Raw genomic sequence first — 24,754 nt, forward strand, 5'->3', positions numbered from 1 at the left:
TTCTAAGCGAACTGACTATCAGCTCGCGCGCATACATAGATGCGCTCGATTATCCATATCACCGCAGTGAACGTCATGGGTCCATGTATTACGAAAAACAAAAAGGCGCCGCCTCGCCGCAAAGCGAAGCCGCGCCTTTTGTAGGGTCCCGCCGTCAGGGTGTGACGCGACTGGTTCCGCTTACGCTCAGGATGCGTACCCGCTGGCCGACCCTGAATACCTGGTTCGGCTCGACTTCCTGCACATAGGCGCGGATATTGCCGTCGTCCTCACGCACGGTGATCTCGACGCCCTGCGTGCGGGTGAAGCCCTCCTCCGCCGCCGCGCCGAGCATGCCACCCGCAACCGCACCGATGACCGCCGCGACGGCACTACCGCGCCCGCCGCCGACACCGCTGCCGGCGACTCCGCCCACGATGGCGCCAGCACCGGTGCCAATCGGCGTCTTGGTTCCTTCGATCTTGACCGGTCGCAGCGACTCGATGGTGCCATAGCGAACAGTCTGGACGGCACGCGCCTCATCACGCGAATAGGTGTCGCCCGTCAGGCTGGACGCGCAGCCGCCGACCGCGAGAGCTACGGCAGTGAGTGAAGCGATACAAATTGACTTGCGCATGGGTTCTCTCCTGAAAAACGAACGAATCGCTTGGCAACCAACCGGCCCTGCCGCAGCATTCTCGCTGCTTGGCGGCATGCATGGGCCGTCAGATCGTATTCAACCGAACGAGAATGTCCGTGGATTATTTCATCATAGCCGTCACCACCTTCGCCGGCCTGGCTTTCCACGCCTGGCTGTTCATCCGCTTTCGCCGCTGGATCGAACGCGACCTGGCCTATTCGATCGCCGGCAGCGATCCCGATAAGCGCGCGTGGCTGCTGGGGCGGCTGGGCGAAGCCAAAGCGCAGAAGATCAAGCGGCGGGATCTGCAGGCGTGGCTGGAGCGCGAAATCCAGCACTATCCAACCCAGCGCGCTCAGCAATAAGCCCAGTCGGCCGCCGCTCGCTGTCCGGCCAACGGCTTACGCTTCAGGGCGCCAGTCGCCGACGCTCCCAGCCACCGGCTACGCAGCGGTAATCGAGCCGGTCATGCAGGCGGCTCGGACGGCCCTGCCAGAACTCGATACGCTCCGGTATCAACCGGTAGCCGCCCCAGTGCGGCGGACAATGCGGCGCCTGATCGAGGAAACGTTGTTCGGTTGCTGCGAGCAGGCGTTCCAGCTCTGCGCGATCGGCAATCACCTGGCTCTGCGGCGACGCCCAGGCGCCCAGGCGGCTACCCAGTGGCCGTACATGGTAGTAGGCGTCCGACTCTTCGACGCTGACCTTCTCTACCCGCCCCTCGATACGCACCTGGCGCTCCAGCGTCGGCCAGAAAAACGTCATCGCGGCAAAAGGCTGCCGACTCATCTGCTGCCCCTTGTCGCTGTCGTAGTTAGTGAAGAACGTGAAACCACGTTCATCCAGCGCCTTGAGCAGCAGAATCCGGCAGTGCGGCCGGCCCGCCTCATCCACGGTCGCCAGCGACATGGCATTGGGCTCGACCGGCGCCTGCTCGGTCTTCATCGCCTCACCGAACCACTGGCGAAACAGGCTGAACGGTTCGTCAGGAGCGTTCGCTTCGCTGAGTCCTTCACGGGTGTAGTCGCGGCGCATATCGGCCAGGGACTGGATCATTCGCGGGTTCCTTCTTCGTCAAACGGGCCGGATCGAAGGCAGCGCACGGCGCACTCGCCTCACGGGTGGCGGCCATCGCGCAGCCGCCCGGAGCCTAGCTTATCCCTGCAACCAGGCCGCGCGCTTGATTCAACGCAAAAGCAAACGGGCCTGAAAAGGCCCGTTTGATGATGCCGTTACTGTGCTGCTATTTTTCGCTCTTGGCGGTCTTGGCGACAGCAACCTGCGTGGCCGCGGCCGGAGCCGCTGGTGTTGCGGTCGGGTCATTATATTCGGCTACTGTCGCCAGCAAGCTGACCTGCTGCGTCAACAGCATCTCTACACGACGATTCAGCGCGCGCCCATCCTTGCTGTCATTGGCTGCCCGCGGCTTGTCCGACCCCATGCCGCGGATGCGCAGGCGATCGTGCTTCAAACCGCTGAGGCGGAATATGGCGGCCACCGCGCCTGCTCGCTCGCGGCTGATGGTGCGATTGATCGCGTCGGAGCCGGTGCTATCCGCATGACCGAGAATGACCACGGCGGCCTTGCTGTCCTTTTCCACCAGTTTGGCTACCCGCGTGATGGGACCCAACGTGACCGGCAACAGCATGCCGGGACGATCAGGATTGAACGAGGAGTCGACCGGCGCAGTGATCACCAGCAGATTGTCGCGGCGCTCCAGCTCGAAGCGGCTGTCCTTAATCGCCTCGCGCAAACGCGGCTCGTAATCGTCCATCCAGGCCGTATCGGCCTTCGCCACGGCAGGCGCCGCAGCCGCAGTCTCGGTGGGCTTCTCATCCTTGGAGCTGCAGCCGACCACCAACAGGCAGACAATCAGAGAAGCGCTTTTCAGCATGTTCATGTGCGGATTCCGTCAGACGTTTGAGTTCAGATTCTCGCCAGGCAGTCCAGCCGGCAATAATTGAAGAGATTGATCAAATTGTGGCCGCAAGTCCCTGCCCTGCAAAGCCTTGCCATGCAGAACTGACGAGCGGTTAACCTATGCATTCCGCCACGCTTCGCGCCAGGGCCTGCGCGCGGGGGTCCATCAGCACATATGGGCCGAGCGTATTGGTGACGAAACCGAACGCCAGGTCCCTGTCCGGGTCGGCGAAGCCGATACTACCGCCGGCACCCGGATGGCCGAAAGCCCTCGGGCCCATCGCGAAAGTCGCGTTGGCGACCTCCGGCTGATCGAGCCAACAGCCAAGTCCGAAACGGGTCTGGGATAACAGCGTAAGGTCTTCGCCGGCACTGTGCTCGCGACGCATTTCATCGAGCACGGCCGCATCCAGCAAACGTCCCTGCAGCAGACCGGAATAGAAGCCTGCCAGAGAGCGTGCGTTGCCATGTCCGTTGGCGGCAGGCTGCGCCATGCGCCGCCACTCGGGCTTGTTACCACTGTTCATGATTGACGGTGGATTGTTGAAGGCCCGCGCGCTCAACGATGCCGGATCACTCATCAAGACCTTGAACAGCCGCTGCGCCGCCGCATCGCCGAAGTCGTTCTTGGCACGGGTCAGGTAAGCGACGCGTTGAAACTCCTCGTCATCGAGGCCTATATGGAAATCCAGCCCCAACGGAGTGGCCGTTCTGGCCACGATGGCGGCTCCCGGCTCCGCCCCATCGACTCGCCGGATCACCTCTCCCACCAACCAGCCATAGGTCATCGCGGCGTAGCCCTGGGCCTCGCCGGGCGTCCACCAGGGTTGCTCCGCGGCCAATGCGGCGGTCATGGCATTCCAGTCGTACAGTGCCTCGGGCGGCAGAGGCTGGCGCAAGGCAGGTAGACCCGCGCGATGGCAGAGCAGCTGACGCAGCGTAATGCGCGACTTACCGTTTGCCGCGAACTCCGGCCAGACCTCGGCAATCGGCCCCTCGAGCTGCAGCTTGCCCTCGGCGACCAGTTGCAGCGCCGCAACCGCGGTAAAGGTCTTGGTACAGGAAAACAGATTGACCAGCGTATCGCCGTGCCACGGCAGCTCACCGGCATTGTCAGCCACGCCAGCCCACAGATCGACGACCGTCTCGCCGGCAATCTGCACGCAGACAGCCGCACCGCGGGTCTGGGTATGCTCGAAAAGCGCGGCGAATGCATCTCTCACCGCCTCGAAACGAAGATCGAAATAACCTTGTATCTGCACGCTGCCCCCTGTGATCGGATGTTATCGGCACATCGTTCCAGCAGCCTCACCGGAAGAAAACCGCACGGATCAGTCGGAAAGAATCAGTCGATCTCACGACGAAACGGCGGCAACGCATTGAGAATCGCCTTGCCATAACGCTGTGTCACCACTCGTCGGTCGAGCAAGGTGATGGTGCCGCGGTCGGCCTCGGTGCGCAGCAGGCGACCACAGGCCTGCACCAGTCGCAGCGAAGCATCCGGCACGGCAATTTCCATGAACGGGTTGCCGCCCCGCGCTTCGATCCACTCCGCCAGCGCCGCTTCCACCGGATCGTCCGGCACCGCGAAGGGAATCTTGGCGATCACCACATGTTCGCAATAGGCACCGGGTAGATCGACCCCTTCGGCGAAACTAGCCAGGCCGAACAGCACACTGGACTCTCCGTCATCGACACGTTTGCGGTGCTTGTTCAGCGTTTCCTGCTTGGACAGGTTGCCCTGGATCAGCACCCTGCGACGCCAGTCACGCTCGAGACCATCGAATACATCCTGCATCTGCCGGCGCGAGGAGAACAGCACCAGCGTACCGCGTGAATGCTCCACCAGCCCCGGCAGTTCGCGGACAATGACGGCCGTGTGCGCGGCCGCGTCGCGCGGATCGGCCTGCAGGTTCGGCACCCGCAGGACCCCGGCGTCGGCATGATGGAACGGGCTCGGCACCACGGCAGTGACGGCAGACCGCGGCAGGCCTGCGCGCATGCGGTAGCGGTCGAAGCTGTTGAGCGCCGTCAGCGTCGCAGAGGTCACCAAGGCACCGTAGGCGACATTCCAGAGATTGCGCCGCAACGTCTCGGCCGCCAGGATCGGGCTGGCATTGACCTCGATATCGAACAACGCGCCGCCATCGGCGAGCGTCAGCCAGCGCGCCATCGGCGGACTGTCCTGCGGGTCTTCGACGGTAAACGCCGTCCACAATTCCCAGTTGCCCTGGGCGCGCGTCAGCAGACTGCCAAACAGTGGATACCACTCTTCCGCCTGGTGACTGGCGATGCCGCCGCCCGTCTCGCCATCCATCGCCTCTTTGAGCAGCTCGGCGATGCGCGTGAACAGGTCGGTCAGGCGCGAGAAGCCCTTCTTCAACTCCACGCCCAGCTCGATCAGGTGTTCCGGCACCACGCCACCGACAAAGCGATGGCGCGGCCGTTCGCGTCCTTCCATATCCTCGCCGGCGCGGAAATCCGCCAGTTGCTCGCAGGCGCTGAACATGAACTGTTGCTGGCTGCGCAGCTCGCGGGCCAGCTCCGGCACGCCTTCGATCAGCCTGCCGAGTTCACCCGGCAACGGATGCTGGGCGAGCAGCTTGGTCAGATTCTTCTCCACCTGCCCCAGCCACTCGCCGGTCGAACGCAGACGGGTGAAATGCGCGAAATGGCCGATCGCCTTGTCCGGCAGGTGATGCCCTTCGTCAAATACGTACAGCGTGTCACGCGGATCGGGCAGCACCGCACCGCCGCCGAGCGCCAGGTCGGCCAGCACCATGTCGTGGTTGGTGACGATGACATCGACCTTGGTCATGCCTTCGCGAGCCTTGTAGAACGCGCATTGCTGGAAGTTGGGGCAATGCCGGCCGGTGCACTGGCTGTGATCGGTGGTCAGACGCGACCAGTCGGTATCGTCCAGTTCTTCGGGCCAGCTGTCGCGATCGCCATCCCAGCGGTTGCCGGCGAGCTTTTCAATCATGCCGGTGAACAGCTTCTGGCTGCGCTCGTCGACGTCGATGCGAAAGCCCTCCTCCTCGAACAGCTGAGCGGTGGCCGTCTGCGCGTGCCCTTCCTGCAGCAGCAGATCCAGCTTCGACAGGCACAGGTAACGCCCGCGCCCCTTGGCCAAGGCGAAGCTGAAATTCAGCCCACTGTTGCGCATCAGATCAGGAAGATCCTTGTTGACGATCTGCTCCTGCAGCGCCACGGTCGCGGTGGCGATGACCAGGCGCTTGCCGGCAGCCTTCGCCGTAGGAATCGCCGCAATGCTGTAGGCCACGGTCTTGCCAGTGCCCGTGCCGGCTTCCACCGCCACCACCGCCGGCTCGCCTTCACGACGGCCCTCGTCATCGGCCTTGATGGCGCCCAACACCTTGGTTACCTCGGCGATCATCAACCGCTGACCGTAACGTGGCTTGAGGCTCTTGGCCTCGAGAAAACGGGAATAGGCGCCCTGGATCTGGGACTTGAGTTCGGTGCTGAGCATGGGCGCTGATGCTGTATATATTTTCAGTACTTCAAATGGGCGGCTATGATAACGCGCGTCGCCCCGATCGCCAGCGGAGATTTGCCATGACCCCATTTGCCTCGCACTATGCCTTGCACGTATTGGCCGCCGTGTTGTGGGTGGGCGGTATGTTCTTCGCCTGGATGGTTCTGCGCCCGGCGGCCGTTGCGGTGTTGCAGGCGCCCGAACGCCTGCGGCTGTGGGCCGAGGTGTTCCGCCGGTTCGTGCAATGGGTCTGGATCGCGGTGGCGGTGCTGCCGATCAGCGGCATCGGTATGTGGCATCTGCGCTTTGGCGCGATGGCCAGCGCCCCTCGCTACGTGCATGTGATGACCGGCTTGTATCTGGTCATGCTGGCGCTGTTTCTGCGGCTAGTACTGCTGCAGCTACCGGCCCTCCGACGCGCCATCGAGGGCCAGGATTGGCCGGCCGGCGGTGCCGTTCTGGGGAAGATTCGAGCATTGGTAGGGCTGAACCTACTACTCGGCATGGCGCTCATCGCGATCGCCACCGCGCGCCCGGAGTTCTGAGCACGGAGTGCCGCATCTGCCGGCACACCACGTTGCGCAAAAAAAAGCCGGGCAATGCCCGGCTCGGTTGTACAGCTGGCGTCAGGGACGCGCTTCGACTTCCGCTTCCACCCGACGGTTGATTGCCCGACCGGCATCGGTCGCGTTATCCGCTACCGGGCGCGATTCACCGTAACCAACCGCATCCACCCGACCAGCCTCCACGCCGTACTGGTTGACCAGCACTTCGCGCACTGCATTGGCGCGACGCTCGGAAAGCCGTTGGTTGTAGGCGTCGGTGCCGACCGAGTCGGTGTGACCTTCCAGCACGGTGGTGGTCTGCCCGTATTCCTTCATGAAGTCCGCGAGATTCTGGATATCGCCGTAGCTGTCAGGTTTGACGACCGCGCGGTCGAAATCGAACTTCACGTCAAGCTCGACGCGCACCGGCTCGGCTGCGGGCTCCGGTTCCTCGGCCGGCATCGGCTCGACGGTTTCAACCACCGCGACCGTCTGCTCCTCGGTGCCGTTCGCCCAGCAATAGGCCGCCGCGACACCACCGCCGATCACGGCGCCCCAACCGGCATAGGTGGAGCTTTCGATCGCACCAAGCGCGGCACCCGTGACGCCACCAACCGCGGCACAGGTAGGCCAATCCTGCTTCTGCACGCCCGCGCAACCGGCCAGGAACGTGGTCATTACAATCACGGGTACTGCTGTCCGTAGGGTACTCATCGATAAAACCTCCGCTGTGGGTTCGTCCAGAACCGCCACCTGCTCGACCTCAGGCGGCTCCGGTTGCTTTGAGACTAGGCCGCGATCGGTGACCACGCTAGTCTTGCGCCTCTTGTCGAGGATTTTTAGCGTGATTGCCAACGCCCGCACGCCGCAACAAGCGCTCGCCGCATTGCTCGAGCAGTACCAGCCAGAGCGTATTCTGCAGGTCGGCCAAAGCCGTCCGCCGGCGCTCGACGCTTATCTGGCGGGCCACCCGCACAGCCAGGTTGACCACATCGACGGCACCTTCTCGGACGCAACCGTCGTGCAGCAGCGCTACGATCTCGCACTGATCGTCGACTGCCTGGAACACCTGCCCAAACGTCGCGGACGTGAGCTGCTGGGCGGTATTCGCAATCTCCATGCGAGCCGCCTGGCAGTTCTGGTCGATCTTGAGGCTAGCGACTGGCAGACCACCGAGTTCTTTTCGCTCGGTCTGCAGATTGCCGATCGCTTCCAGCGAGATGCGCAGACCCTCACGCTATTCACGTATGACCTGCTGGACTACAAACAGATTCCCGACTGGTTGAACGCCAAGTTTTGGGCGAATCCGCAGATGTTCGGCAAATACTGGTGGTAACCATGAACATGCAGGCAGCGCAAACCGAACAATGCCCCTGCGGCAGCGCCAACACCCTGGCACAGTGCTGTGGCCGCTATCACGCCGGCACGCCTGCGCCCAGCGCCGAGCTACTCATGCGCTCCCGCTACAGCGCCTATGTACTCGGCCTGATCGATTATCTCCAAGCCACCACGCTGCCGGTGCAGCAGCCACTCCTGAACCTGGAGTCCATACGCCAGTGGAGCCTGGAAAGCACCTGGCTGGGGCTGGAGATCGAACAGAGCACCGTACTGGGTGGACAACCGGAGCATGCACTGGTGACCTTCACAGCGCGCTGGCACGACCACAGCGGCGAACATAGTCATCAGGAGCGTTCGGCATTCGTCCAGCGGGAGGGCCGCTGGTATTTCATCGATCCGACGGTACCGCTCAAGGTCGGCCGCAACGACAACTGCCCTTGCGGCAGCGGACAGAAATTCAAGAAATGCTGTGCGGCCTACCTGTAGCAAGTCGAATCGGTAGCCGCGGCATGCTTTCGCATCTGGCCAGCACACAACGTTGTGCGCGCTGGCCGTAAGGCAAACTCTGCGATTACTTCTCGACGAAAGCGCGCTCGATCAGGTAGTCGCCCGGATCGCCCATACGCGGCGAAACTTTCAGGCCGAAGCTATCCAGCACCTGGCTGGTCTCTTCGAGCATGCTCGGGCTGCCACAGATCATCGCTCGATCGTCCTGTGGGTTAATCGGCGGCAGACCGATATCGCTGAACAGCTTGCCGCTGCGCATCAGATCGGTGAGTCGCCCCTGATTCTCGAAAGGCTCGCGCGTCACCGTCGGGTAATAGATGAGCTTTTCCTTCACCGCCTCGCCGAAGAACTCGTTCTGCGGCAGGTGCTCGGTGATGAACTCGCGGTACGCCACTTCATTCACGTAGCGCACACCATGGACCAGGATGACCTTCTCGAAACGCTCGTAGGTTTCGGGGTCCTGGATGACGCTCATGAACGGCGCCAACCCGGTGCCGGTGCTGAGGAGGTAGAGATGCTTGCCCGGCAACAGGTCGTCAAGCACCAGCGTCCCGGTCGGCTTGCGGCTGACCATCAGCTGATCGCCTTCCTGCAGGTGCTGCAGGCGCGAGGTCAGCGGACCGTCCTGCACCTTGATGCTGAAGAACTCCAGATGCTCCTCATAGTTCGGACTGGCGATGCTGTAGGCGCGCATCAGCGGACGCCCGCCCACTTCCAGACCGATCATGACGAACTGCCCGTTTTCGAACCGCAGGCCGGGATTGCGGGTGGTTTTGAAGCTGAACAACGTATCGTTCCAGTGGTGCACACTGAGGACACGTTCCACGTTCAGGTTGCTCATGCTGCGAGTTCCTCGTTTACAACGGATAGTGCGTCTTGCGCGGATGAGCGCCAGTTTATATACAGATCGCTTATCCGTTAATTAAATAATTAAGATATGGGTTATCGGTTATATCGATATGCATTTTACCTTGAGACAAATGCAGGTTTTCTCTGCCATCGCCCGCCTGGAAAGCGTCTCTCGCGCCGCCGAAAGCCTCTCGCTGTCACAGTCGGCGACCAGTACTTCGCTGGCGGAGCTTGAGCGGCAGTCGGGTTGCCTGCTGTTCGATCGCGCCGGCAAGCGACTGGCGCTTAATGCGCTGGGCCAGCAACTGCTACCGCAGGCCGTGGCCCTGCTTGACCAGGCGCGCGCCATCGAGGATCTGCTCAACGGCAAAAGCGGCTTCGGTTCGCTAGCGGTGGGCGCGACGCTAACCATCGGCAATTATCTCGCCACCTTGTTGATCGGCGGCTTCATGCAGCGGCATCCCGACTGCAGAGTAAAACTGCATGTCCACAATACGGCGCATATTGTGCAGCAGATCGCACAGCATGACCTTGATCTGGGTCTGATCGAAGGCGCCTGCCAGCATCCCGACCTGATCGTCGAGCCCTGGGTCGAAGACGAACTGGTGGTGTTCTGCGCTCCGCAGCATCCGTTGGCCAGCCGCGGCATCGTCGATCTGGACGAACTGGCGCGTGAGGCCTGGATTCTTCGCGAACAGGGGTCGGGAACTCGCCTGGCTTTCGACCAGGCCATGCGCCACCGACCGGGCCGCCTCAACGTCCGCCTGGAGCTGGAGCATACCGAGGCGATCAAGCGCGCAGTCGAGTCGGGATTGGGGATCAGCTGCATCTCACGCTTGGCGCTACGGGATGCATTCCGGCGCGGCAGCCTGGTGCCGGTGGACACGCCGCAACTGGATCTGAGCCGGCAGTTCTCGTTCATCTGGCACTCGCACAAGTACCAGACTGCAGCAATGCGCGAGTTTCTCGAGCAGTGTCGGGCGCTGACTTACGGAGTGCGTCGCAGCGATGAAATCATCCTGCCACCGATCGCCTGACTGCGTCGGTGGCAAGATGAGCCGTCAGGCGGTGGGAATAGAGCCCATCTGCTGCAGCAGCAGTGCGGCCTGGGTGCGCGTGCGCACACCTAGCTTGCGGAAGATCGCGGTCACATGCGCCTTGATGGTGGCTTCCGACACGTTGAGTTCGTAGGCGATCTGCTTGTTCAGCAAACCGTCACACACCATGGTCAGCACACGGAACTGTTGCGGTGTCAGGCTGGCAAGTCCGGCGCTCGCGGCTTTCGCCTCGTCGCTGACATGACCGACGTCCTGGATGTTGCTCGGCCACCACACGTCCCCGTCGAGCACGGTCCTAACCGCCTCCTGGATGGTTTCCAGCGAACTGGATTTCGGAATGAAACCGCTGGCACCGAACTCGCGGGAGCGCGAGACCACTGCGGCATCTTCCTGCGCCGAGATCATGACCACGGGTAGGTGCGGATACTGTCCGCGCAACAGCACCAGACCGGAAAAGCCGTAGGCGCCGGGCATGTTCAGGTCGAGCAGAACCAGATCCCAGTTGGCGCCTTGGTCAAGCAGGGCTTCGAGTTCGGCGATGCTCGCCGCCTCGACCAGACGAACGTTGTCGCCCAGCCCCATGGTCAGCGCCTGTTGCAAGGCGCTACGAAACAACGGGTGATCATCGGCAATGATTATTTCGTAAGCAGCCATTGGCAGACCTGTATTTTTTATTGGCGCTTTGACCAACTGTTTCAGTCGATCCCGGGAGTTGCCGGAAAACCTCAAGCGGCGCAAGCATGCCGACCGCAGAATAAGTGGTCAAGCACGATGCTTTGCTGCAAAGTTTGCGGCTCACTTGCAGCGAGCCCAAACATGCGTAGCCAAGCCCTCCGTGCCGATTTCCTGATGCTGATTACCGCCATGATCTGGGGCACGGCATTCGTAGCCCAGCGCGTGGGCATGGACAATATAGGCCCGTTCCTTTTTACCGGGCTGCGCTTCGCGCTCGGCGCACTCGCATTGCTGCCGCTGCTGCTGTATCAGGGGCGCCACGCCGCTCGCCATGAGCCCTTCATGCAACGTGGGCTGCTGCTCGGCGGGCTGGCGATGGGGCTGGCACTGACGCTCGGCATCAATCTGCAGCAGGTTGGCCTGCTGTTCACCAGCGTGACCAATTCCGGGTTCATCACCGGTCTTTACGTCATCGTCGTGCCACTGCTCGGCCTGATCATCGGCAACCGTACCGGACTTGGTACCTGGCTCGGGGCCGTGCTGGCGGTAGGCGGCATGGCGCTGCTGAGCATCGGCGAGAACTTCCAGGTCGCCTCCGGTGACTGGATCCAGCTGGCCGGCGCGTTTGTCTGGGGATTGCACGTGCTGCTGGTGAGCTTCTTCGTCAGCCGCCACGACGCCATCCGCCTGGCATTCCTGCAGTTCGCCACCTGTGCAGTGGTCAGTCTGATTCTTGCCGCGCTGTTCGAGGAGACGAGCCTCGGGGCTGTCTGGCTGGCCGCTCCTGCGCTGCTGTACGGCGGCCTGTTCGCCGTGGCGGTCGGCTACACCTTGCAGGTCGTCGCGCAGAAGCATGCGATCGCCTCGCACGCTGCGATCATCCTGTCGCTCGAAGCGGTATTCGCGGCGATCGCTGGTGCGCTGTTTCTGGACGAGAGTCTTAGCCCACGCGGTTATTTCGGTTGTGCGCTGATGTTCATCGGCATGCTCACCGCGCAGCTGTGGCCGCGTACGGGGCAGCCAGCAAACGCCTGAACCGAGGGCGCTCAGAGTCGGGTGCTGGCGGCGAGCGCGCGATGTGCCGCGCTGTGCGGGTCGGTCACACGGTGGTGCTTGGCATCCAGATAATGCTCGGTGAAGACGTCGAGCCAGGCATCGAGCACCCGCGCCGCCCGCAGGTCACCCGCGAGTTCGAGGCACAGGGCGGCAACCTCGGCGGTACACAGGTGTTCGCCTCGGGTCGAGCGGCGCAACGCATAGCGCGACAACGCTTCCGGTTGCAGGCTCAGCACCGGCAACGCATCGAGATACGGGCTCTTGCGAAACATCTTGCGCGCCTCGGTCCAGGTCGCGTCGAGCAGGATGAACAGCGGACGCTTGCCCGGGGGCAGCGTGACCCGCTCGACAACCCGCGACGGCTCGGCATATTCCCCTGGAAAGATCACCCACGGTTGCCACTGCGGATCAGCCAGCAGTTCCAGCAGGCGCGGATCGACGTCGGTGCGCTGCCAGCTGAACGCATAGCAGTCTGCCACCACATCGGCGATCAACCAGCCGGTGTTGCTGGGCTTCAGGGGTTCGATATCGTGCATCAGCAGGCACACCCCGCAATGCGACGGCACCTGCGGCAGCCAGCGGCACAGGCAGTGGCTGACGGCGACCCGGCAGCGAGAGCAGCGCTGCGTACGCGAACCGCGCGCAACGAACGGCTTGAGGCTGCGCGCGAGGCGCTCGTCGCGCAGACGGGATACGGCATGAGGCATGGTCGGCTCGCAGAGAGTTGAAGGCAGACGCCGCGTTTCGGAACCTCGAATCCGTTTCGATGTACCGTTTGCGATCATCGCGAAGCCGGCGCAACCTACCGGCCCTCAGGAAAAATGGCAATGAACCGCGTAGCCCGCTACCGGTCGAACGAGCGCAGTCAAAAGGAGATCGCCATGTACCGTCTAACCCCCCTGCTCCTACTCAGCCTCGCGCTGCCGAATGCTCACGCCGCATCGCTGCAGGAGCAGCAGCTGGGCCAACTGCTCGAGCAGGTCGCGCAGCAGAGCAGCGTCGGCACACCGCGCGCCATCAATGAGGACATCCTCGACCAGGGCTACACGGTCGATGGCAACGAGCTGGTGAATCATCTCAGCGTGCAGCCGCGCCATGCCGCGCAGATGCGCGACAACCCCGAGCAAGTGCGCAGCCAGCTGGCGGTCAGCGTCTGCGGTAACAAGGGCCTGCGTACGCTGCTGAGCAAGGGCGCGGTACTGCGCTACGAATTCAGCGAGTACAAGAGCAACCGGCCAATCGCGACCGAACGCTATCGCGCCACCGATTGCGCGCGCTGACGCTGCGCGCGCAATCGCCCCGTCAGCGCAAGCTGTCGGGGCAGCCCTTGCCGGCTACCGCCGCTGCCTCTTCGCGTGTCAGCAGCGCTGTACGTGGAACGCTGCGCAGGCGTGCACAGGCGGCCAGCACGTTAGCCCAGCAGGCGCGATTGACAAACTGCATGCCGTCCACATCCAGCGTGCCGCCACGGTTGCGATAGCCCAGCACCGAGCTGCGCCGCGCGTCCGGCAGGATCGGCCACAGGTGCCCGCGCGCCACTTCCGGCCGCATATGCGTGAGCATGACGCGCATGTCCATGCTGTCCGGGAATAGCCGTGTCACCAGCTCATCGTCGGCATGCACCTCGGCTTCCCAATGATCGCGCGGCGCACGGAAACGCCCCGGTTCCTGCAGATAGACCAGCCGATAGGCGCAATCCGCCTGTTTCAGCCGTTCGGCCGCACGCAGCATTTCGCCCAGCTGATAGCTGCCGTTGGCGATCAGCAGCAACGATTCCGGACCACGGCTTTCATCGACGACGATCGCTCCATCACGTGCCAGCTGCTCGGCCTGGGCTTGACCGAAATAGCACGGCCGCTCGCGCTTGGGCATAACCAGACAGGCCAGCTCGCCACGTGCCTGATAGATCGAGGGCAGCAGCGCCAGCGCACTGTTGTGGTCGGCCGGAAACAGCACGCGCACCATGTCGCTCATTTCGCCCAACAGCGCTTCGCAGAAGGTGGTGTCTTGGTGCGACTGCTGGTTCTTGCCGTTTTCCCAAGTGTGCGAAGTGGCAATCAACGGCCAGCCGAGCCACCCGGCAGGACGACCAACTTCCTTCTGCTGGCGCGCGAAGATCAGCGTCTGGCGCACGGCACCGAGCATCTTCACGCAAAAGGCTTCATAGCTCGCGACCAGGTTCAATCCGCCCTGGTTGGCCAGACAGGCGGACACCACGGCCTCCTCGTTGAGCGCGGTGATGATGTCGCCGTCGATTGCTTCCAGTTCGCTTTCCGGGTCGATGACGCGATGCTTGAGCGCTTTGAGCACGCCCCCCAGGCGGTTGCTGGCCAGCTCGTCAGGGTTGCCGACGCGTGGCCGCAAGCTGGCGTTGGCCTGGGTCAGCTCGACGAAAAAGCGATCCACGGCAGACATCGGCGAGCAGGCATCGTCACGGTAGTGAAGTCTGGGGATGACCGGCGCGGCCGGGCGGCGCAACGCCAGTGCGTTGTCACGCTCCAACGGACGGCCGCGGCGATGCTGGGTGAACAGGGTCAACGCGGCAGTCAATTGCTCCTGCGGCACGAACAGTTCCGCCGCGTGCCGGTTGAACAGCTCGCGCGACTCGATGTCCAGTCGCGGATTACCCGGCAATGGCAGGTTGTGCGCGGCATTGCTGCCTGCGCCGTAGAAACCGAAGCCCTTGATGGTTTCGGCGATACCGTACGGGATCGGCAACGGGTAGTTGAGAATGCCCCGCCCCTTTTCCTCGACCCGACGCGCGAGACGCTGCTCCATCTCCCACAGCGTGGCGACGAATGCCGCCGGGTCACGGCCATCGAACGGAATCGGATCGAAACCGCAGTGGCTCAGGTGCTGCCGGAAGCCGGCCAGTCCCTCGTCGGTAGCCAGCGAGGTGCGCTGCTCGATGCGCCGGCCATTGGCGATCATCACCGGAAGCGCTGCGCCACAGTCTTCGGAACGCCACCAGCGCGGCATCCAGTCGCTGCCGCGCTGCTCTTCCGCCGCACCATCCGACAGGAACGCCACCAGTGTTTCACCCGGCAACGGCATGTGCGCGTACTGCAGTTCCGCGAAGCCCAGATAGCCGCCTTCAGCAATGCCACCGGCGGTATGCGGGTTGACGTGGCTTCCCAGCGGCGCCAGCGGACTTCCGTCGCTGGCCTGCCGGTAGCCATAGAAATCCTGCAACATGCGGTTGATGCCCGTTTCCCCGCCACCGTAGGCCTGAGCCTGCTCGGCATGCAGGTTACCGGTCAGCAAATTGAGCGCATCGATGGCGGCGACACAGTGCCCCTGCCCCATCAACCAACCCCGCGTGTGCCCGGTGAGGGCGTTGAGTGCCAGGTAGCCGGCATACGCCGGCACCATGTTGAGCGCGCCGCCGGTATGCCCCTCGGGCGTGCGCTTGAAGTCCTCGGCCGCGAGCGGCGAGCCATCGAGATGGACCTGCTGGGCATAGGTCATGTGCACCACCAGCCACAATCCCGCAGAGGTAACGTGATCGAGCGCCTGCAGCAGGCGATACACACTGGCGAGGTCCGGCTGCAATCCAGCCTGCACCAGCTGATGGGCCAGACGGAACACCGCCGCCTGGGTTTCCAGCGTGTGTTCGAGCGGACCGCAGCCGGCGCGCCAAGTGGCGAATGCCGGCTGGGCCTCGGCGTGTTGCTCCAGCTCGACAAGGCTGGGCAGAAGCTGACTCATGGGATTACTCCATCACTGACCGGTTGCGATAGTCTAGGCAGCACCAGCTCCACCACCTCTGACATGTATCAAGGCGAGCCGGCGCATAAGCGAGCACCTTTGGAAATATCCTACAGACAGGGAGGCATTATGGCTTTGCTCAGTTTTCTCGGTGCCATTCAAGAGGTCACCGGTTCCTGCTACCTGATTGAGACACACGCCGGCACACGAGTTCTGCTCGATTGCGGGATGCATCAGGGACAGCGCAAGAACGAGGACAAGAACAGCGCCCCGTTTCCTTTCGACCCGAGCAGTTTGGATGCCGTGGTGCTCTCCCACGCCCACATCGACCACAGTGGCCTGTTGCCGCGACTGGTTTCGGAAGGCTACCGCGGCCGCATTCACTGCACCGACGCCACCGCCGAACTGCTTGAGCTGATGCTGCTGGATTCGGCGCAAATCCAGGAAAAGGACGCCGAATGGGAGAATAAATGGCGCGCTCGCATCGGCAAGCCGTTGATCCAGCCGCTGTACACCCGTGTGGATGCCGAGCGCGCGCTATCGCAGCGTGAACCGCACAGCTACGCCGAAACGTTCGAAGTGGCGCCGGGCGTGCGCATCACCTTCCACGATGCCGGACATATTCTCGGCTCGGCAATCGTCCAGGCCGATGTCACCGATTTCGGCCAGACCCGCAAGCTGGTGTTCTCTGGAGACCTGGGCAATACCTGCTCGCCGCTGATGTATCCGCCCACCACGCTTACCGAAGCCGACGTGATCCTGATGGAGTCGACCTACGGCGATCGCGATCACCGTGACCACGACGCGACCATCGAGGAGCTGGCCGATATCCTGCAGCAGGCCCACCGCGATGGCGGCAACGTGCTGATGCCATCGTTCGCCGTGGGACGTACCCAGGACCTGATCTATTACCTGGGACGGTTCTACCGCGAAGGCCGCCTGCCGCAGCAGGTGGTATTCCTCGACAGCCCGATGGCGATCGGCGCCAACGCCATCTACGCGCACTTCAAGGACCAGCTCGATCTCAACGGCATCTCCCCGGCAATCGATCCCAGCAAGCGCAAACTCTATGCCGAGCGCTGGCTGCCGATTCTCAAGAGCACATCCACCCCCGAGGAATCGATGGCGATCAACCGTTTCAAAAGCGGTGCGATCATCATTGCCGGCAGTGGCATGTGCAACGGCGGGCGCATTCTCCATCACTTCAAGCACAACCTCTGGCGCGAGGAATGCCATCTGGTGATTCCGGGTTTCCAGGCGCAGGGCACCCTTGGCCGCGTGATCGTCGATGGCGCGTCGAGTGTCAAGCTGCTGCACCAGCGCATCGCAGTGAACGCGAAGGTTCACACGCTCGGCGGCTTTTCGGCACATGCCGGCCAATCGCAACTGATCGACTGGGTAAGCCACTTCAAAAAACGCCCCGAGCTGTACCTCGTGCACGGCGAGCTTGACCGGATGCAGGCGCTGCAACAGGCACTGAAACGACGCCTGAACTGGGACGCTGCCATTCCGGAACCCGGCGACCGTATCGCACTCTGACACAACGCAGAGTCATCCCAGCCCAAGCCGTGCCCGCGTTCACCACCGGGCGCGGCTTGGCGCTTGAAGCGCCCGGCATCGCACCTATAGCCTGAACGCGCAAGCCCATACATGGAGAAGTTGTATGTCCTTCGAACCGGACGACTATCTTTCCCGGCACTTCAAAACCAGCGCCGTGGACCTGTCCAGCAAGATCGACGAGCTCGTGTCACTCGTCGTCTCGGACACCAGCCCCAACCTGTCGCTGTACCGCGAGATGCTGGTCACCGTGATCCGCATGGCCCAGGCGGATCGCAGCCGCTGGGATGCCAAGATCCTGCTGCAGACCATGCGCGAAATGGAGCACGCGTTCAGTCGTCTCGATCAGTTCAAGCGTCGGCGCAAAGTCACCGTGTTCGGCTCGGCACGCACCCCTGTCGAGCACCCGATCTATGCCCTAGCACGCCAGCTCGGCGAGACACTGGCGCGCTACGACCTCATGGTCATTACCGGCGCCGGCGGAGGCATCATGGCGGCCGCCCACGAAGGCGCCGGGCTGGACAACAGCCTGGGACTGAACATCACCCTGCCGTTCGAACAGCACGCCAATGCCACCGTGGGCGGCACCAGCAATCTGCTGTCGTTCCACTTCTTCTTCGTGCGCAAGCTGTTCTTCATCAAGGAAGCCGATGCACTGGTGCTGTGCCCCGGCGGCTTCGGCACCCTCGATGAGGCACTCGAAGTGCTGACCCTGGTGCAGACCGGCAAGAGTCCGCTGGTTCCAGTGGTATTGCTGGACGAGCCAGGCGGCTCGTTCTGGACGGATGCGTTGCAGTTCATGCGCCGGCAGCTGGTCGACAACCGCTACATCCTGCCCACCGACCTGCGCCTGGTGCGGCAGGTCTACAGCGCCGAAGAGGTGGCTCAGGAGATCACCACGTTCTACCGCAACTTCCACTCGAGCCGCTGGTTGAAGGATCGCTTCGTGATGCGAATGAACCATTCCCTGAGCGATGCAGCGCTGGAATACATCAACACGACCTTCGCCGATCTGTGCCTGAGCGGCTGCTACGAACAGCAACCTTGCTGCGAGCACGAACTGGATGAGCCGGAACTGCAGCGTCTGCCCCGCCTGAGCTTCGCTTTCAACGGCCGGGACTACGGGCGCCTGCGCGAACTGACGGACTACATCAACGAAACGGAAAGCTGGGCGGCCCCGCTACCGTCCGAAGACTGAACCACGTCTCACACCTGCAGACGGCAGCACCACCGTTACCGCCTGCCCGGAACGCGGCACGTTGCCCGTTCCGGTGCGCTAGGTGGCATCGGGCCGGAGGCGCATCAGTCGTCCGCCACGCCGCGCAGCAGACGCCCGATCATCTCCAGCGAATAACCCCGATAACTGAGGAAACGCCCTTGCCGGGCGCGCTCGCGCGCATCGCCTGGCAGCTGTCCGGCGAATTTGCGTTGCCAGACCTCGCGCAGCTGCGCGTTCCAGTCGAAGTCGCCGTCGCGTAATGCTCGCTCAATCGCATCACGCGCCAGCCCGCGCTGTGCCAGCTCTTCACGAATGCGTAACGGTCCGTAGCCGGCGAGCGCACGGCTTCTGACGAAGCTCTCGAGATAGCGCGAATCCGACAGCAACCCCTCGTCGCTCAGACGATCCAGGGCTGCCTCGATCAGCTCGGCAGCTGCGCCGCGCTGGCGCAGTTTGCGGGTCAGCTCGACACGCCCATGCTCGCGGCGTGCCAGCAGGTCCATCGCGGCACGTCGCACGGCGGCTGAGCTGTCGAGCACGACGGGCATGGCGATCAGAGGTCGACGTCGGCCAGGTCTTCGCTGACCACGGCGCCCGCGTTGGCACCGGCTGCCTTGTTACCGGAAACCACCAGCAGCTTGTCACGAATCTGCTGTTCGATCTCGCGACCTACCTCGGGGTTGTCCTCGAGATACTTGGCGGCATTGGCTTTGCCCTGACCGATTTTGTTGCCCTTGTAGGCGTACCAGGCGCCGGATTTCTCGACCAGGCCCTGCTGCACGCCGAGATCGATGATCTCGCCGTTGCGATAGATGCCCTTGCCGTAGAGGATCTGGAACTCGGCCTGACGGAACGGCGGCGCCACCTTGTTCTTCACCACTTTGACGCGGGTCTCGCTACCGACCACCTCGTCACCTTCCTTCACCGCGCCAGTGCGGCGGATGTCCAGACGCACCGAGGCGTAGAACTTCAGCGCATTACCGCCGGTGGTGGTTTCCGGGCTACCGAACATCACGCCGATCTTCATGCGGATCTGGTTGATGAAGATCACCAGGCAGTTGGCGTTCTTGATGTTACCGGTGATCTTGCGCAGCGCCTGGCTCATCAGGCGCGCCTGCAGACCGACGTGGGCGTCGCCCATCTCGCCTTCGATTTCCGCCTTGGGCACCAGCGCTGCCACGGAGTCGACAATGATCACGTCCACCGCGTTGGAGCGCACCAGCATGTCGGTGATTTCCAGCGCCTGCTCACCGGTATCGGGCTGCGATACCAGCAGATCATCGACATTGACACCCAGCTTGCCGGCGTAATCCGGGTCCAGCGCGTGCTCCGCGTCGACGAAGGCGCAGGTGGCGCCCATCTTCTGCGCTTCGGCGATCACCGACAGGGTCAGCGTGGTTTTACCCGAGGACTCCGGGCCGTAGATTTCGACGATACGGCCTTTCGGCAGACCACCAATACCCAGCGCGATGTCCAGCCCCAGCGAGCCGGTGGAAATCGCCGGAATCGCCTGGCGATCGTGGTCGCCCATGCGCATCACCGCGCCCTTGCCGAACTGCTTTTCGATCTGGCCCAGAGCTGCGGCCAAGGCGCGCTTCTTGTTCTCGTCCATTACCATCCTCACTTGATCAAGAGGGCCAAAGGCCACGACAACTGTATAAGTAGACAGTATTAGAGCATAGGGAAAATGCTCCGCCTAGCCCTGCAGCGGATTTTCTCCGGCCACCAGACGAATCAATCCGACCAGCGCTGTCTCGACCGTCTGACCACGTACCGCCTGGCGATCGCCAGCGAACAGGCAGCGTCGGGCGAACAGCCGCTCGCCATCGGCCCAGGCGACCCAGACCGTCCCCACTGGCTTCTGCGGTGTTCCGCCGCCAGGTCCGGCGATACCGCTGACCGCCACGGCGAAGCGCGCGCCGCTGGCCTGTTGCGCGCCGCTCGCCATGCGCTCGACCACCTCGCGGCTGACCGCGCCGACCGTTTCGAACAGGTCGACCGGCACCCCGAGCTGCCGGGTCTTCTGCGCGTTGGAATAGGTGACGTAGCCGGCCTCGAACCACGCCGAACTCCCCGCAACCCGAGTAATGGCCTCGGCAATGCCGCCACCGGTGCAGGATTCGGCGGTGGTCACCTGTGCGCCGAGCGCGGACAACTGCATCCCCAGGCGAGTCGCCAGTTCGGTCAGGTCCATCGTCTTCCTCCGTAGCTGTAAACAGCCGCTACCCTACACCAGCTCCCTCCTGACTCGCCCCTCCGGTCATCGCACACCGCCGCAAGCGCGTGCGCGGCACGCAGGTCTGAGCGGTACTGTCGGGTGTCCTGGGTAAGGACGTAGTGTTACTAGCCCGATTTTTATCCCCCTGCGCTGACGCTAACGTCTTGAACGACCGGATGGGCGGCAAGCCGAGCAATCGGTGAACGCCGCACGCGCTCAGGCGTTATCCGGCAGCAGGAAGTTGCCAGGCCCCTGGTTTTCCAGGGTAGGTACTTGTGCTTCGTCCTTGAGATCGACGCCCGAGAGTTGGCGCCGGCAGGCTTCGCGCATCAGGTACATCAGGCGGAAGGTGGCCATGCCGTAGCTCAGGCCTTCCAGACGCACATTGGAGATGCAGTTGCGATAGGCATCGTTGAGGCCGATGCGCGGCGCCCAGGTGAAGTACAGGCCGAGGCTGTCCGGCGAGCTGAGGCCGGGACGCTCGCCAATCAGAATCACCGTCATCTTTGCCCCCAACCGCTCGCCCACCTCGTCGGCCACCGCCACCCGGCCCTGTTCAACCAGGGTTATCGGCGCCAGCGACCAGCCTTCAGCCGTCACCTGTTCGAGCAGGCGCTGGAGGAACGGCAGGCTGTGGCGGCTGACAGCAAGGGATGACAAGCCGTCGGCGATGACGATGGCGAGGTCATCGCCGCCGCCGTGCTGCTTGACGTGCTCATCCAGGTGCGCGGCGGACGCCTCGTCCAGGCGCCGGCCGAGGTCGGGGCGTTGCAGGTAGGTGTGGCGGTCACTGGCGGCGCTGTGCAGCAGCAACGTGCTATGGCCGAGGGCGTGCAGTTCCTCGCGCAGCTCAGCGTGGTCGAATGGCAGGTGCACAGCGTCGCGGGCCTGGGCGTGGGCAAACTGGAAATCCAGTTGGGCGCGGGTCGGCAGGCTGGTGCCGGCGCGGCCCAGGGCGATGCGTGCGGGGGTCAGCTGGCGCAGCTGTTGCCACGGGTTCTCGGTGGCGGGGGTGTGATCAGGCATGCGTACCTCTGCATGAATGCGCGAATTCAGGAAAGTTGCGCCAGCGCCTGGCGGAAGGCGGTCGGCAGCTCGTTGCCCAGGCGCAGCTGGCCGTCGCGCTGCTGGAAGATGCCCATGCGCGCCAGCCACTGCTCGAACTCCGGCGCCGCGCGCAAACCGAGCACCTGGCGGGCATAAAGGGCGTCGTGGAAGGAGGTGGTCTGGTAGTTGAGCATCACGTCGTCGGAGCCGGGGATGCCCATGATGAAGTTGATGCCCGCAGCGCCGAGCAGGGTCAGCAGCATGTCCATGTCGTCCTGGTCGGCTTCGGCATGGTTGGTGTAACAGATGTCGCAGCCCATCGGCACGCCGAGCAGCTTGCCGCAGAAGTGGTCCTCCAGCCCGGCGCGAATGATCTGCTTGCCGTTGTAGAGGTATTCCGGGCCGATGAAGCCGACCACGGTGTTGACCAGGAACGGGTTGAAGTGACGGGCCACCGCATACGCGCGGGCTTCGCAGGTCTGCTGATCGACATCGTGATGGGCGTTGGCCGAAAGCGCGCTGCCCTGGCCGGTTTCGAAGTACATGAGGTTGTTGCCCAGCGTGCCGCGCTTGAGGCTCAGGCCGGCCTCGTAGCCTTCCTGCAACACCTTGAGGCTGATGCCGAAGCTGGCATTGGCCGCCTCGGTACCGGCGATGGACTGGAACACCAGGTCCAGCGGCGCGCCGCGTTCAATGGCGGCGATGGAGCTGGTGACGTGGGTCAGCACGCAGGACTGGGTGGGAATCTCGTAGCGCTGGATGACCGCATCGAGCATCTCCAACAGGGTGCAAATGGAGCCCATGCTGTCAGTGGCCGGGTTGATGCCGATCATCGCGTCGCCGTTGCCGTAGAGCAGGCCGTCGAGCGTGCTGGCGGCGATGCCCGCCGGGTCGTCGGTCGGATGGTTGGGCTGCAGCCGGGTGGACATGTGGCCGCGCAGGCCCTGGGTATTGCGGAAGCGGGTGACCACGCGGATCTTCTGCGCCACCAGGATCAGGTCCTGTACGCGCATGATCTTCGACACCGCCGCCGCCATCTCCGGCGTCAGGCCGGGCGCCAAGGCCCGCAGGCTGGCTTCGTCGGCATGGTCACTCAGCAGCCAGTCGCGCAGGCCGCCGACCGTCAGGTGGCTGACCGGGGCGAAGGCGCTGGCGTCATGCGTGTCGATGATCAGTCGGGTGACCTCGTCGCGCTCGTAGGGAATCACCGCTTCGAGCAGAAACTGCTTGAGCGGCACGTCGGCCAGGGTCATCTGCGCGGCCGCGCGTTCGGCGTCGCTGGCGGCGGCGACGCCCGCCAGGCAATCGCCGGAACGCAGCGGGCTGGCCTTGGCCAGGACTTCGCGCAGGCTGTCGAAGCGCCAGGTCTGGCCACCGATGCTGTGGGAATAGGTTGCCATGGTCAGGCTCCTGTCTCGGGGTGGAAGCAACCCGGCGAGCACGGCTACAGATAGAGACTGCTGCACTAAAAGGAAGCTAAGCCTCTATCGCAGCCGTGGCCGGTTTCAGGGTTGCGGGCGGTTCAGGCCTGGACGGCTTCTTTCGGGATCGGCAGCGGGCTTTCGTGCAGCGATGAGCCTGGATACTCACCCGCCTCGATGATGCCGGCGGCGCGATCCCGCTGCTCCAGCTGCAGCGCCTTGGGCACCGACAACCAGTAGGCGAGCCCCACGGCCGTGAAGCCGGCGAGGATCTTGCCGATCAGCACCGGCAGGATGATGGTCGGCTGGAAGTTGGCGGTGAACGACAGGTGATCGCCCAGCAGGAAAGCCGCGCACACGCCGAAAGCGATGTTGATGACCTTGTCCTTGGGCGGCATGAAGCGCACCAGACGGAACATCGCGAGGATGTTGGCGATGGTCGCCAGCATCCCGGCGCTACCGACGGCGCTCAGGCCGACCTTGCCGCCGAGCGTTTCCAGCGGCCCGCCGAGGTACTTGCGCAGCAGGTACACCATCGGAAAGGCACCGGCCAGCATGATGCCGATGTAGCCGGCGGTTTCCAGCGCGCGGGTCTGATCCTCGGCATCGGCGATGATCGGGTGGAAGCCCCAGCTGCCGAAGATCAGGGTGAAGAAGCCGGTGAAGTATTCGACGATGGAGAACACCAGCACCAGCTTGATCATGGCATCCAGCGCGCGACCGAAGCCGATGAAGCCCTTGATCATCAGGTCCGGCAGGAAGCGCAGGCCGGCAGCCAGCGCCACCACGAAGACGATGATCGGCAACAGGTTGGCGAAGATGCCGCCAAGGCCCATCGCCAGCTGATAAGTGGCCTCGCCATTGGTGGCGACCACCTCGCGCACCGCAGGGTTGCTCAGCATCAGCACGACGCTGGCGATCAGCACCCCGACCGGGATGCTGAGGATGCCGGACATGATGCCCAGCGCCATGTACTTGTGGTCACGCTTGTCGAGCATGGCCAGGCCCATGGGGATCGAGAAGACGATGGTCGCGCCGCCCATGAAGCCGGTGATCAGCGCCATGATCAGCGCTTCCTTGCTTTCCGTGAGCGCGGCGGCCAGGTGGTAGCCGCCCATGTCCGAGGCGATGATCATCGTCGCTGCCAGCGCCGGGTCGGCGTTCAGCGCACCGAAGAACGGCCCGAAGACGCTTTCGATCATCACCGTCAGGTAGGGAATGGAGGCCATGATTCCAGCCGCCGGGACGAAGATGTGCCCGGTGGCATGGATACCTTCCATGAATTCGCGGCCGAGGCCTTTTTCGCTGTCTCGAATGGCTGCGAAGGCCCCGAGGACCGCGCAGAACATGATGACGTAGAGGACGTAATTGCCGATCTGATCCATTGCTTTGCCCTTTTATTGTTTTTACCAGGCGCCAGAGACCAACCTTCAGCGGCAACTCGCTACCGCTGGAGAAGGAATCACGGAGTTCGATGCGCCGGGGCTGAACGCACGCAAGCCAGCCCCGGTGGTCTGCGTT

25 protein-coding genes are annotated in these 24,754 nt (G+C 63.4%); 9 read left to right on the plus strand and 16 right to left on the minus strand.

What is annotated here, in order from left to right; all coding sequences use genetic code 11:
* Positions 1-154: 154 nt before the first annotated feature.
* Positions 155-616, minus strand: coding sequence for an outer membrane lipoprotein (locus NAV27_RS17930; RefSeq protein WP_102829457.1), 462 nt, complete (start codon positions 614-616; stop codon positions 155-157).
* Between the two features lie 119 nt (positions 617-735).
* Between NAV27_RS17930 and NAV27_RS17935 the strand changes: the two genes are divergently transcribed.
* Positions 736-984 (plus strand): hypothetical protein, encoded by a 249-nt coding sequence (locus tag NAV27_RS17935; protein WP_102829497.1) that lies wholly within the window; start codon positions 736-738, stop codon positions 982-984.
* Positions 985-1,027: 43 nt separating this feature from the next.
* On the opposite strand, the gene pdxH is transcribed toward NAV27_RS17935, so the two are convergent.
* From pdxH to dinG, 4 genes are all read right to left on the minus strand, one after another.
* On the minus strand, positions 1,028-1,675 hold the full coding sequence (gene pdxH / locus NAV27_RS17940; RefSeq protein ID WP_054095322.1) for a pyridoxamine 5'-phosphate oxidase: 648 nt from the start codon (positions 1,673-1,675) through the stop codon (positions 1,028-1,030).
* Positions 1,676-1,862: 187 nt separating this feature from the next.
* The gene (locus NAV27_RS17945; protein ID WP_102829456.1) at positions 1,863-2,519 is read right to left on the minus strand and encodes an OmpA family protein; all 657 of its coding nucleotides are present in this window, start codon (positions 2,517-2,519) and stop codon (positions 1,863-1,865) included.
* A 133-nt stretch (positions 2,520-2,652) separates the two neighbouring features.
* Positions 2,653-3,801, minus strand: coding sequence for a serine hydrolase domain-containing protein (locus NAV27_RS17950; protein ID WP_102829455.1), 1,149 nt, complete (start codon positions 3,799-3,801; stop codon positions 2,653-2,655).
* A gap of 83 nt (positions 3,802-3,884) precedes the next feature.
* Positions 3,885-6,029, minus strand: coding sequence for an ATP-dependent DNA helicase DinG (dinG, locus tag NAV27_RS17955; protein WP_102829454.1), 2,145 nt, complete (start codon positions 6,027-6,029; stop codon positions 3,885-3,887).
* A gap of 86 nt (positions 6,030-6,115) precedes the next feature.
* Here dinG and NAV27_RS17960 point away from each other — a divergent pair, with 86 nt between their 5' ends.
* Positions 6,116-6,580, plus strand: a complete 465-nt coding sequence (locus NAV27_RS17960; protein WP_102829453.1) for a CopD family protein — start codon at positions 6,116-6,118, stop codon at positions 6,578-6,580.
* Positions 6,581-6,661: 81 nt separating this feature from the next.
* On the opposite strand, the gene NAV27_RS19175 is transcribed toward NAV27_RS17960, so the two are convergent.
* Positions 6,662-7,294: an OmpA family protein gene (locus NAV27_RS19175; RefSeq protein ID WP_476477657.1), complete on the minus strand. Its 633-nt coding sequence runs from the start codon at positions 7,292-7,294 to the stop codon at positions 6,662-6,664.
* Between the two features lie 130 nt (positions 7,295-7,424).
* Between NAV27_RS19175 and NAV27_RS17970 the strand changes: the two genes are divergently transcribed.
* On the plus strand, positions 7,425-7,916 hold the full coding sequence (locus tag NAV27_RS17970) for a DUF6231 family protein (RefSeq protein WP_008566854.1): 492 nt from the start codon (positions 7,425-7,427) through the stop codon (positions 7,914-7,916).
* 2 nt (positions 7,917-7,918) lie between these two features.
* Positions 7,919-8,404, plus strand: a complete 486-nt coding sequence (locus tag NAV27_RS17975) for a YchJ family protein (protein WP_008566853.1) — start codon at positions 7,919-7,921, stop codon at positions 8,402-8,404.
* An 85-nt stretch (positions 8,405-8,489) separates the two neighbouring features.
* Here the strand turns inward: NAV27_RS17975 and fpr are convergent, their stop codons facing one another.
* Positions 8,490-9,266 carry a ferredoxin-NADP reductase gene (fpr, locus tag NAV27_RS17980; RefSeq protein WP_008566852.1) on the minus strand — a complete coding sequence of 259 codons (777 nt, stop codon included), beginning with the start codon at positions 9,264-9,266 and terminating at the stop codon, positions 8,490-8,492.
* 118 nt (positions 9,267-9,384) lie between these two features.
* On the opposite strand from fpr, the gene NAV27_RS17985 reads away from it, so the two are divergent.
* Positions 9,385-10,311, plus strand: coding sequence for a LysR family transcriptional regulator (locus NAV27_RS17985; protein WP_102829452.1), 927 nt, complete (start codon positions 9,385-9,387; stop codon positions 10,309-10,311).
* Positions 10,312-10,335: 24 nt separating this feature from the next.
* Here the strand turns inward: NAV27_RS17985 and erdR are convergent, their stop codons facing one another.
* Complete coding sequence (gene erdR / locus NAV27_RS17990; protein WP_043296569.1) at positions 10,336-10,986, minus strand: response regulator transcription factor ErdR; 651 nt, start codon at positions 10,984-10,986, stop codon at positions 10,336-10,338.
* A 162-nt stretch (positions 10,987-11,148) separates the two neighbouring features.
* On the opposite strand from erdR, the gene NAV27_RS17995 reads away from it, so the two are divergent.
* Entirely contained in the window at positions 11,149-12,042 is an 894-nt protein-coding gene (locus tag NAV27_RS17995) for a DMT family transporter (protein ID WP_008566849.1), read from the plus strand.
* An 11-nt stretch (positions 12,043-12,053) separates the two neighbouring features.
* On the opposite strand, the gene NAV27_RS18000 is transcribed toward NAV27_RS17995, so the two are convergent.
* The gene (locus NAV27_RS18000; RefSeq protein WP_102829451.1) at positions 12,054-12,770 is read right to left on the minus strand and encodes a tRNA-uridine aminocarboxypropyltransferase; all 717 of its coding nucleotides are present in this window, start codon (positions 12,768-12,770) and stop codon (positions 12,054-12,056) included.
* A 174-nt stretch (positions 12,771-12,944) separates the two neighbouring features.
* Here NAV27_RS18000 and NAV27_RS18005 point away from each other — a divergent pair, with 174 nt between their 5' ends.
* Positions 12,945-13,343 (plus strand): PA3611 family quorum-sensing-regulated virulence factor, encoded by a 399-nt coding sequence (locus NAV27_RS18005; protein WP_180981458.1) that lies wholly within the window; start codon positions 12,945-12,947, stop codon positions 13,341-13,343.
* Positions 13,344-13,365: 22 nt separating this feature from the next.
* Here the strand turns inward: NAV27_RS18005 and NAV27_RS18010 are convergent, their stop codons facing one another.
* Positions 13,366-15,771, minus strand: coding sequence for a phosphoketolase family protein (locus NAV27_RS18010; RefSeq protein WP_102829449.1), 2,406 nt, complete (start codon positions 15,769-15,771; stop codon positions 13,366-13,368).
* A gap of 129 nt (positions 15,772-15,900) precedes the next feature.
* Here NAV27_RS18010 and NAV27_RS18015 point away from each other — a divergent pair, with 129 nt between their 5' ends.
* Positions 15,901-17,310, plus strand: a complete 1,410-nt coding sequence (locus NAV27_RS18015; RefSeq protein WP_008566843.1) for an MBL fold metallo-hydrolase RNA specificity domain-containing protein — start codon at positions 15,901-15,903, stop codon at positions 17,308-17,310.
* A 124-nt stretch (positions 17,311-17,434) separates the two neighbouring features.
* On the plus strand, positions 17,435-18,526 hold the full coding sequence (locus tag NAV27_RS18020; protein ID WP_102829448.1) for an LOG family protein: 1,092 nt from the start codon (positions 17,435-17,437) through the stop codon (positions 18,524-18,526).
* 104 nt (positions 18,527-18,630) lie between these two features.
* On the opposite strand, the gene recX is transcribed toward NAV27_RS18020, so the two are convergent.
* From recX to eutH, 6 genes are all read right to left on the minus strand, one after another.
* Positions 18,631-19,095, minus strand: coding sequence for a recombination regulator RecX (recX, locus tag NAV27_RS18025; protein WP_102829447.1), 465 nt, complete (start codon positions 19,093-19,095; stop codon positions 18,631-18,633).
* Between the two features lie 5 nt (positions 19,096-19,100).
* Positions 19,101-20,159 carry a recombinase RecA gene (gene recA / locus NAV27_RS18030; protein ID WP_102829446.1) on the minus strand — a complete coding sequence of 353 codons (1,059 nt, stop codon included), beginning with the start codon at positions 20,157-20,159 and terminating at the stop codon, positions 19,101-19,103.
* Positions 20,160-20,243: 84 nt separating this feature from the next.
* Positions 20,244-20,741, minus strand: a complete 498-nt coding sequence (locus NAV27_RS18035) for a CinA family protein (RefSeq protein WP_102829445.1) — start codon at positions 20,739-20,741, stop codon at positions 20,244-20,246.
* A 240-nt stretch (positions 20,742-20,981) separates the two neighbouring features.
* Complete coding sequence (gene eutC, locus NAV27_RS18040; protein WP_102829444.1) at positions 20,982-21,791, minus strand: ethanolamine ammonia-lyase subunit EutC; 810 nt, start codon at positions 21,789-21,791, stop codon at positions 20,982-20,984.
* 26 nt (positions 21,792-21,817) lie between these two features.
* Positions 21,818-23,212 (minus strand): ethanolamine ammonia-lyase subunit EutB, encoded by a 1,395-nt coding sequence (locus NAV27_RS18045; RefSeq protein WP_102829443.1) that lies wholly within the window; start codon positions 23,210-23,212, stop codon positions 21,818-21,820.
* A 122-nt stretch (positions 23,213-23,334) separates the two neighbouring features.
* Positions 23,335-24,618: an ethanolamine utilization protein EutH gene (eutH, locus tag NAV27_RS18050; protein WP_102829442.1), complete on the minus strand. Its 1,284-nt coding sequence runs from the start codon at positions 24,616-24,618 to the stop codon at positions 23,335-23,337.
* Positions 24,619-24,754: the final 136 nt, after the last annotated feature.

This window comes from Stutzerimonas degradans (genome assembly GCF_024448505.1).
Taxonomy (GTDB): domain Bacteria; phylum Pseudomonadota; class Gammaproteobacteria; order Pseudomonadales; family Pseudomonadaceae; genus Stutzerimonas; species Stutzerimonas degradans.

What these genes read in the sequence shown, in the direction of transcription:
- NAV27_RS17930 (WP_102829457.1), bottom strand. Translation starts at nt 616, where the DNA reads ATGCGCAAGTCAATTTGTATCGCTTCACTCACTGCCGTAGCTCTCGCG.
- pdxH (WP_054095322.1), bottom strand. Translation starts at nt 1,675, where the DNA reads ATGATCCAGTCCCTGGCCGATATGCGCCGCGACTACACCCGTGAAGGA.
- NAV27_RS17945 (WP_102829456.1), bottom strand. Translation starts at nt 2,519, where the DNA reads ATGAACATGCTGAAAAGCGCTTCTCTGATTGTCTGCCTGTTGGTGGTC.
- dinG (WP_102829454.1), bottom strand. Translation starts at nt 6,029, where the DNA reads ATGCTCAGCACCGAACTCAAGTCCCAGATCCAGGGCGCCTATTCCCGT.
- NAV27_RS17960 (WP_102829453.1), top strand. Translation starts at nt 6,116, where the DNA reads ATGACCCCATTTGCCTCGCACTATGCCTTGCACGTATTGGCCGCCGTG.
- NAV27_RS19175 (WP_476477657.1), bottom strand. Translation starts at nt 7,294, where the DNA reads ATGAGTACCCTACGGACAGCAGTACCCGTGATTGTAATGACCACGTTC.
- NAV27_RS17975 (WP_008566853.1), top strand. Translation starts at nt 7,919, where the DNA reads ATGAACATGCAGGCAGCGCAAACCGAACAATGCCCCTGCGGCAGCGCC.
- fpr (WP_008566852.1), bottom strand. Translation starts at nt 9,266, where the DNA reads ATGAGCAACCTGAACGTGGAACGTGTCCTCAGTGTGCACCACTGGAAC.
- NAV27_RS17985 (WP_102829452.1), top strand. Translation starts at nt 9,385, where the DNA reads ATGCATTTTACCTTGAGACAAATGCAGGTTTTCTCTGCCATCGCCCGC.
- erdR (WP_043296569.1), bottom strand. Translation starts at nt 10,986, where the DNA reads ATGGCTGCTTACGAAATAATCATTGCCGATGATCACCCGTTGTTTCGT.
- NAV27_RS17995 (WP_008566849.1), top strand. Translation starts at nt 11,149, where the DNA reads ATGCGTAGCCAAGCCCTCCGTGCCGATTTCCTGATGCTGATTACCGCC.
- NAV27_RS18000 (WP_102829451.1), bottom strand. Translation starts at nt 12,770, where the DNA reads ATGCCTCATGCCGTATCCCGTCTGCGCGACGAGCGCCTCGCGCGCAGC.
- NAV27_RS18005 (WP_180981458.1), top strand. Translation starts at nt 12,945, where the DNA reads ATGTACCGTCTAACCCCCCTGCTCCTACTCAGCCTCGCGCTGCCGAAT.
- NAV27_RS18010 (WP_102829449.1), bottom strand. Translation starts at nt 15,771, where the DNA reads ATGAGTCAGCTTCTGCCCAGCCTTGTCGAGCTGGAGCAACACGCCGAG.
- NAV27_RS18015 (WP_008566843.1), top strand. Translation starts at nt 15,901, where the DNA reads ATGGCTTTGCTCAGTTTTCTCGGTGCCATTCAAGAGGTCACCGGTTCC.
- NAV27_RS18020 (WP_102829448.1), top strand. Translation starts at nt 17,435, where the DNA reads ATGTCCTTCGAACCGGACGACTATCTTTCCCGGCACTTCAAAACCAGC.
- recX (WP_102829447.1), bottom strand. Translation starts at nt 19,095, where the DNA reads ATGCCCGTCGTGCTCGACAGCTCAGCCGCCGTGCGACGTGCCGCGATG.
- recA (WP_102829446.1), bottom strand. Translation starts at nt 20,159, where the DNA reads ATGGACGAGAACAAGAAGCGCGCCTTGGCCGCAGCTCTGGGCCAGATC.
- NAV27_RS18035 (WP_102829445.1), bottom strand. Translation starts at nt 20,741, where the DNA reads ATGGACCTGACCGAACTGGCGACTCGCCTGGGGATGCAGTTGTCCGCG.
- eutC (WP_102829444.1), bottom strand. Translation starts at nt 21,791, where the DNA reads ATGCCTGATCACACCCCCGCCACCGAGAACCCGTGGCAACAGCTGCGC.
- NAV27_RS18045 (WP_102829443.1), bottom strand. Translation starts at nt 23,212, where the DNA reads ATGGCAACCTATTCCCACAGCATCGGTGGCCAGACCTGGCGCTTCGAC.
- eutH (WP_102829442.1), bottom strand. Translation starts at nt 24,618, where the DNA reads ATGGATCAGATCGGCAATTACGTCCTCTACGTCATCATGTTCTGCGCG.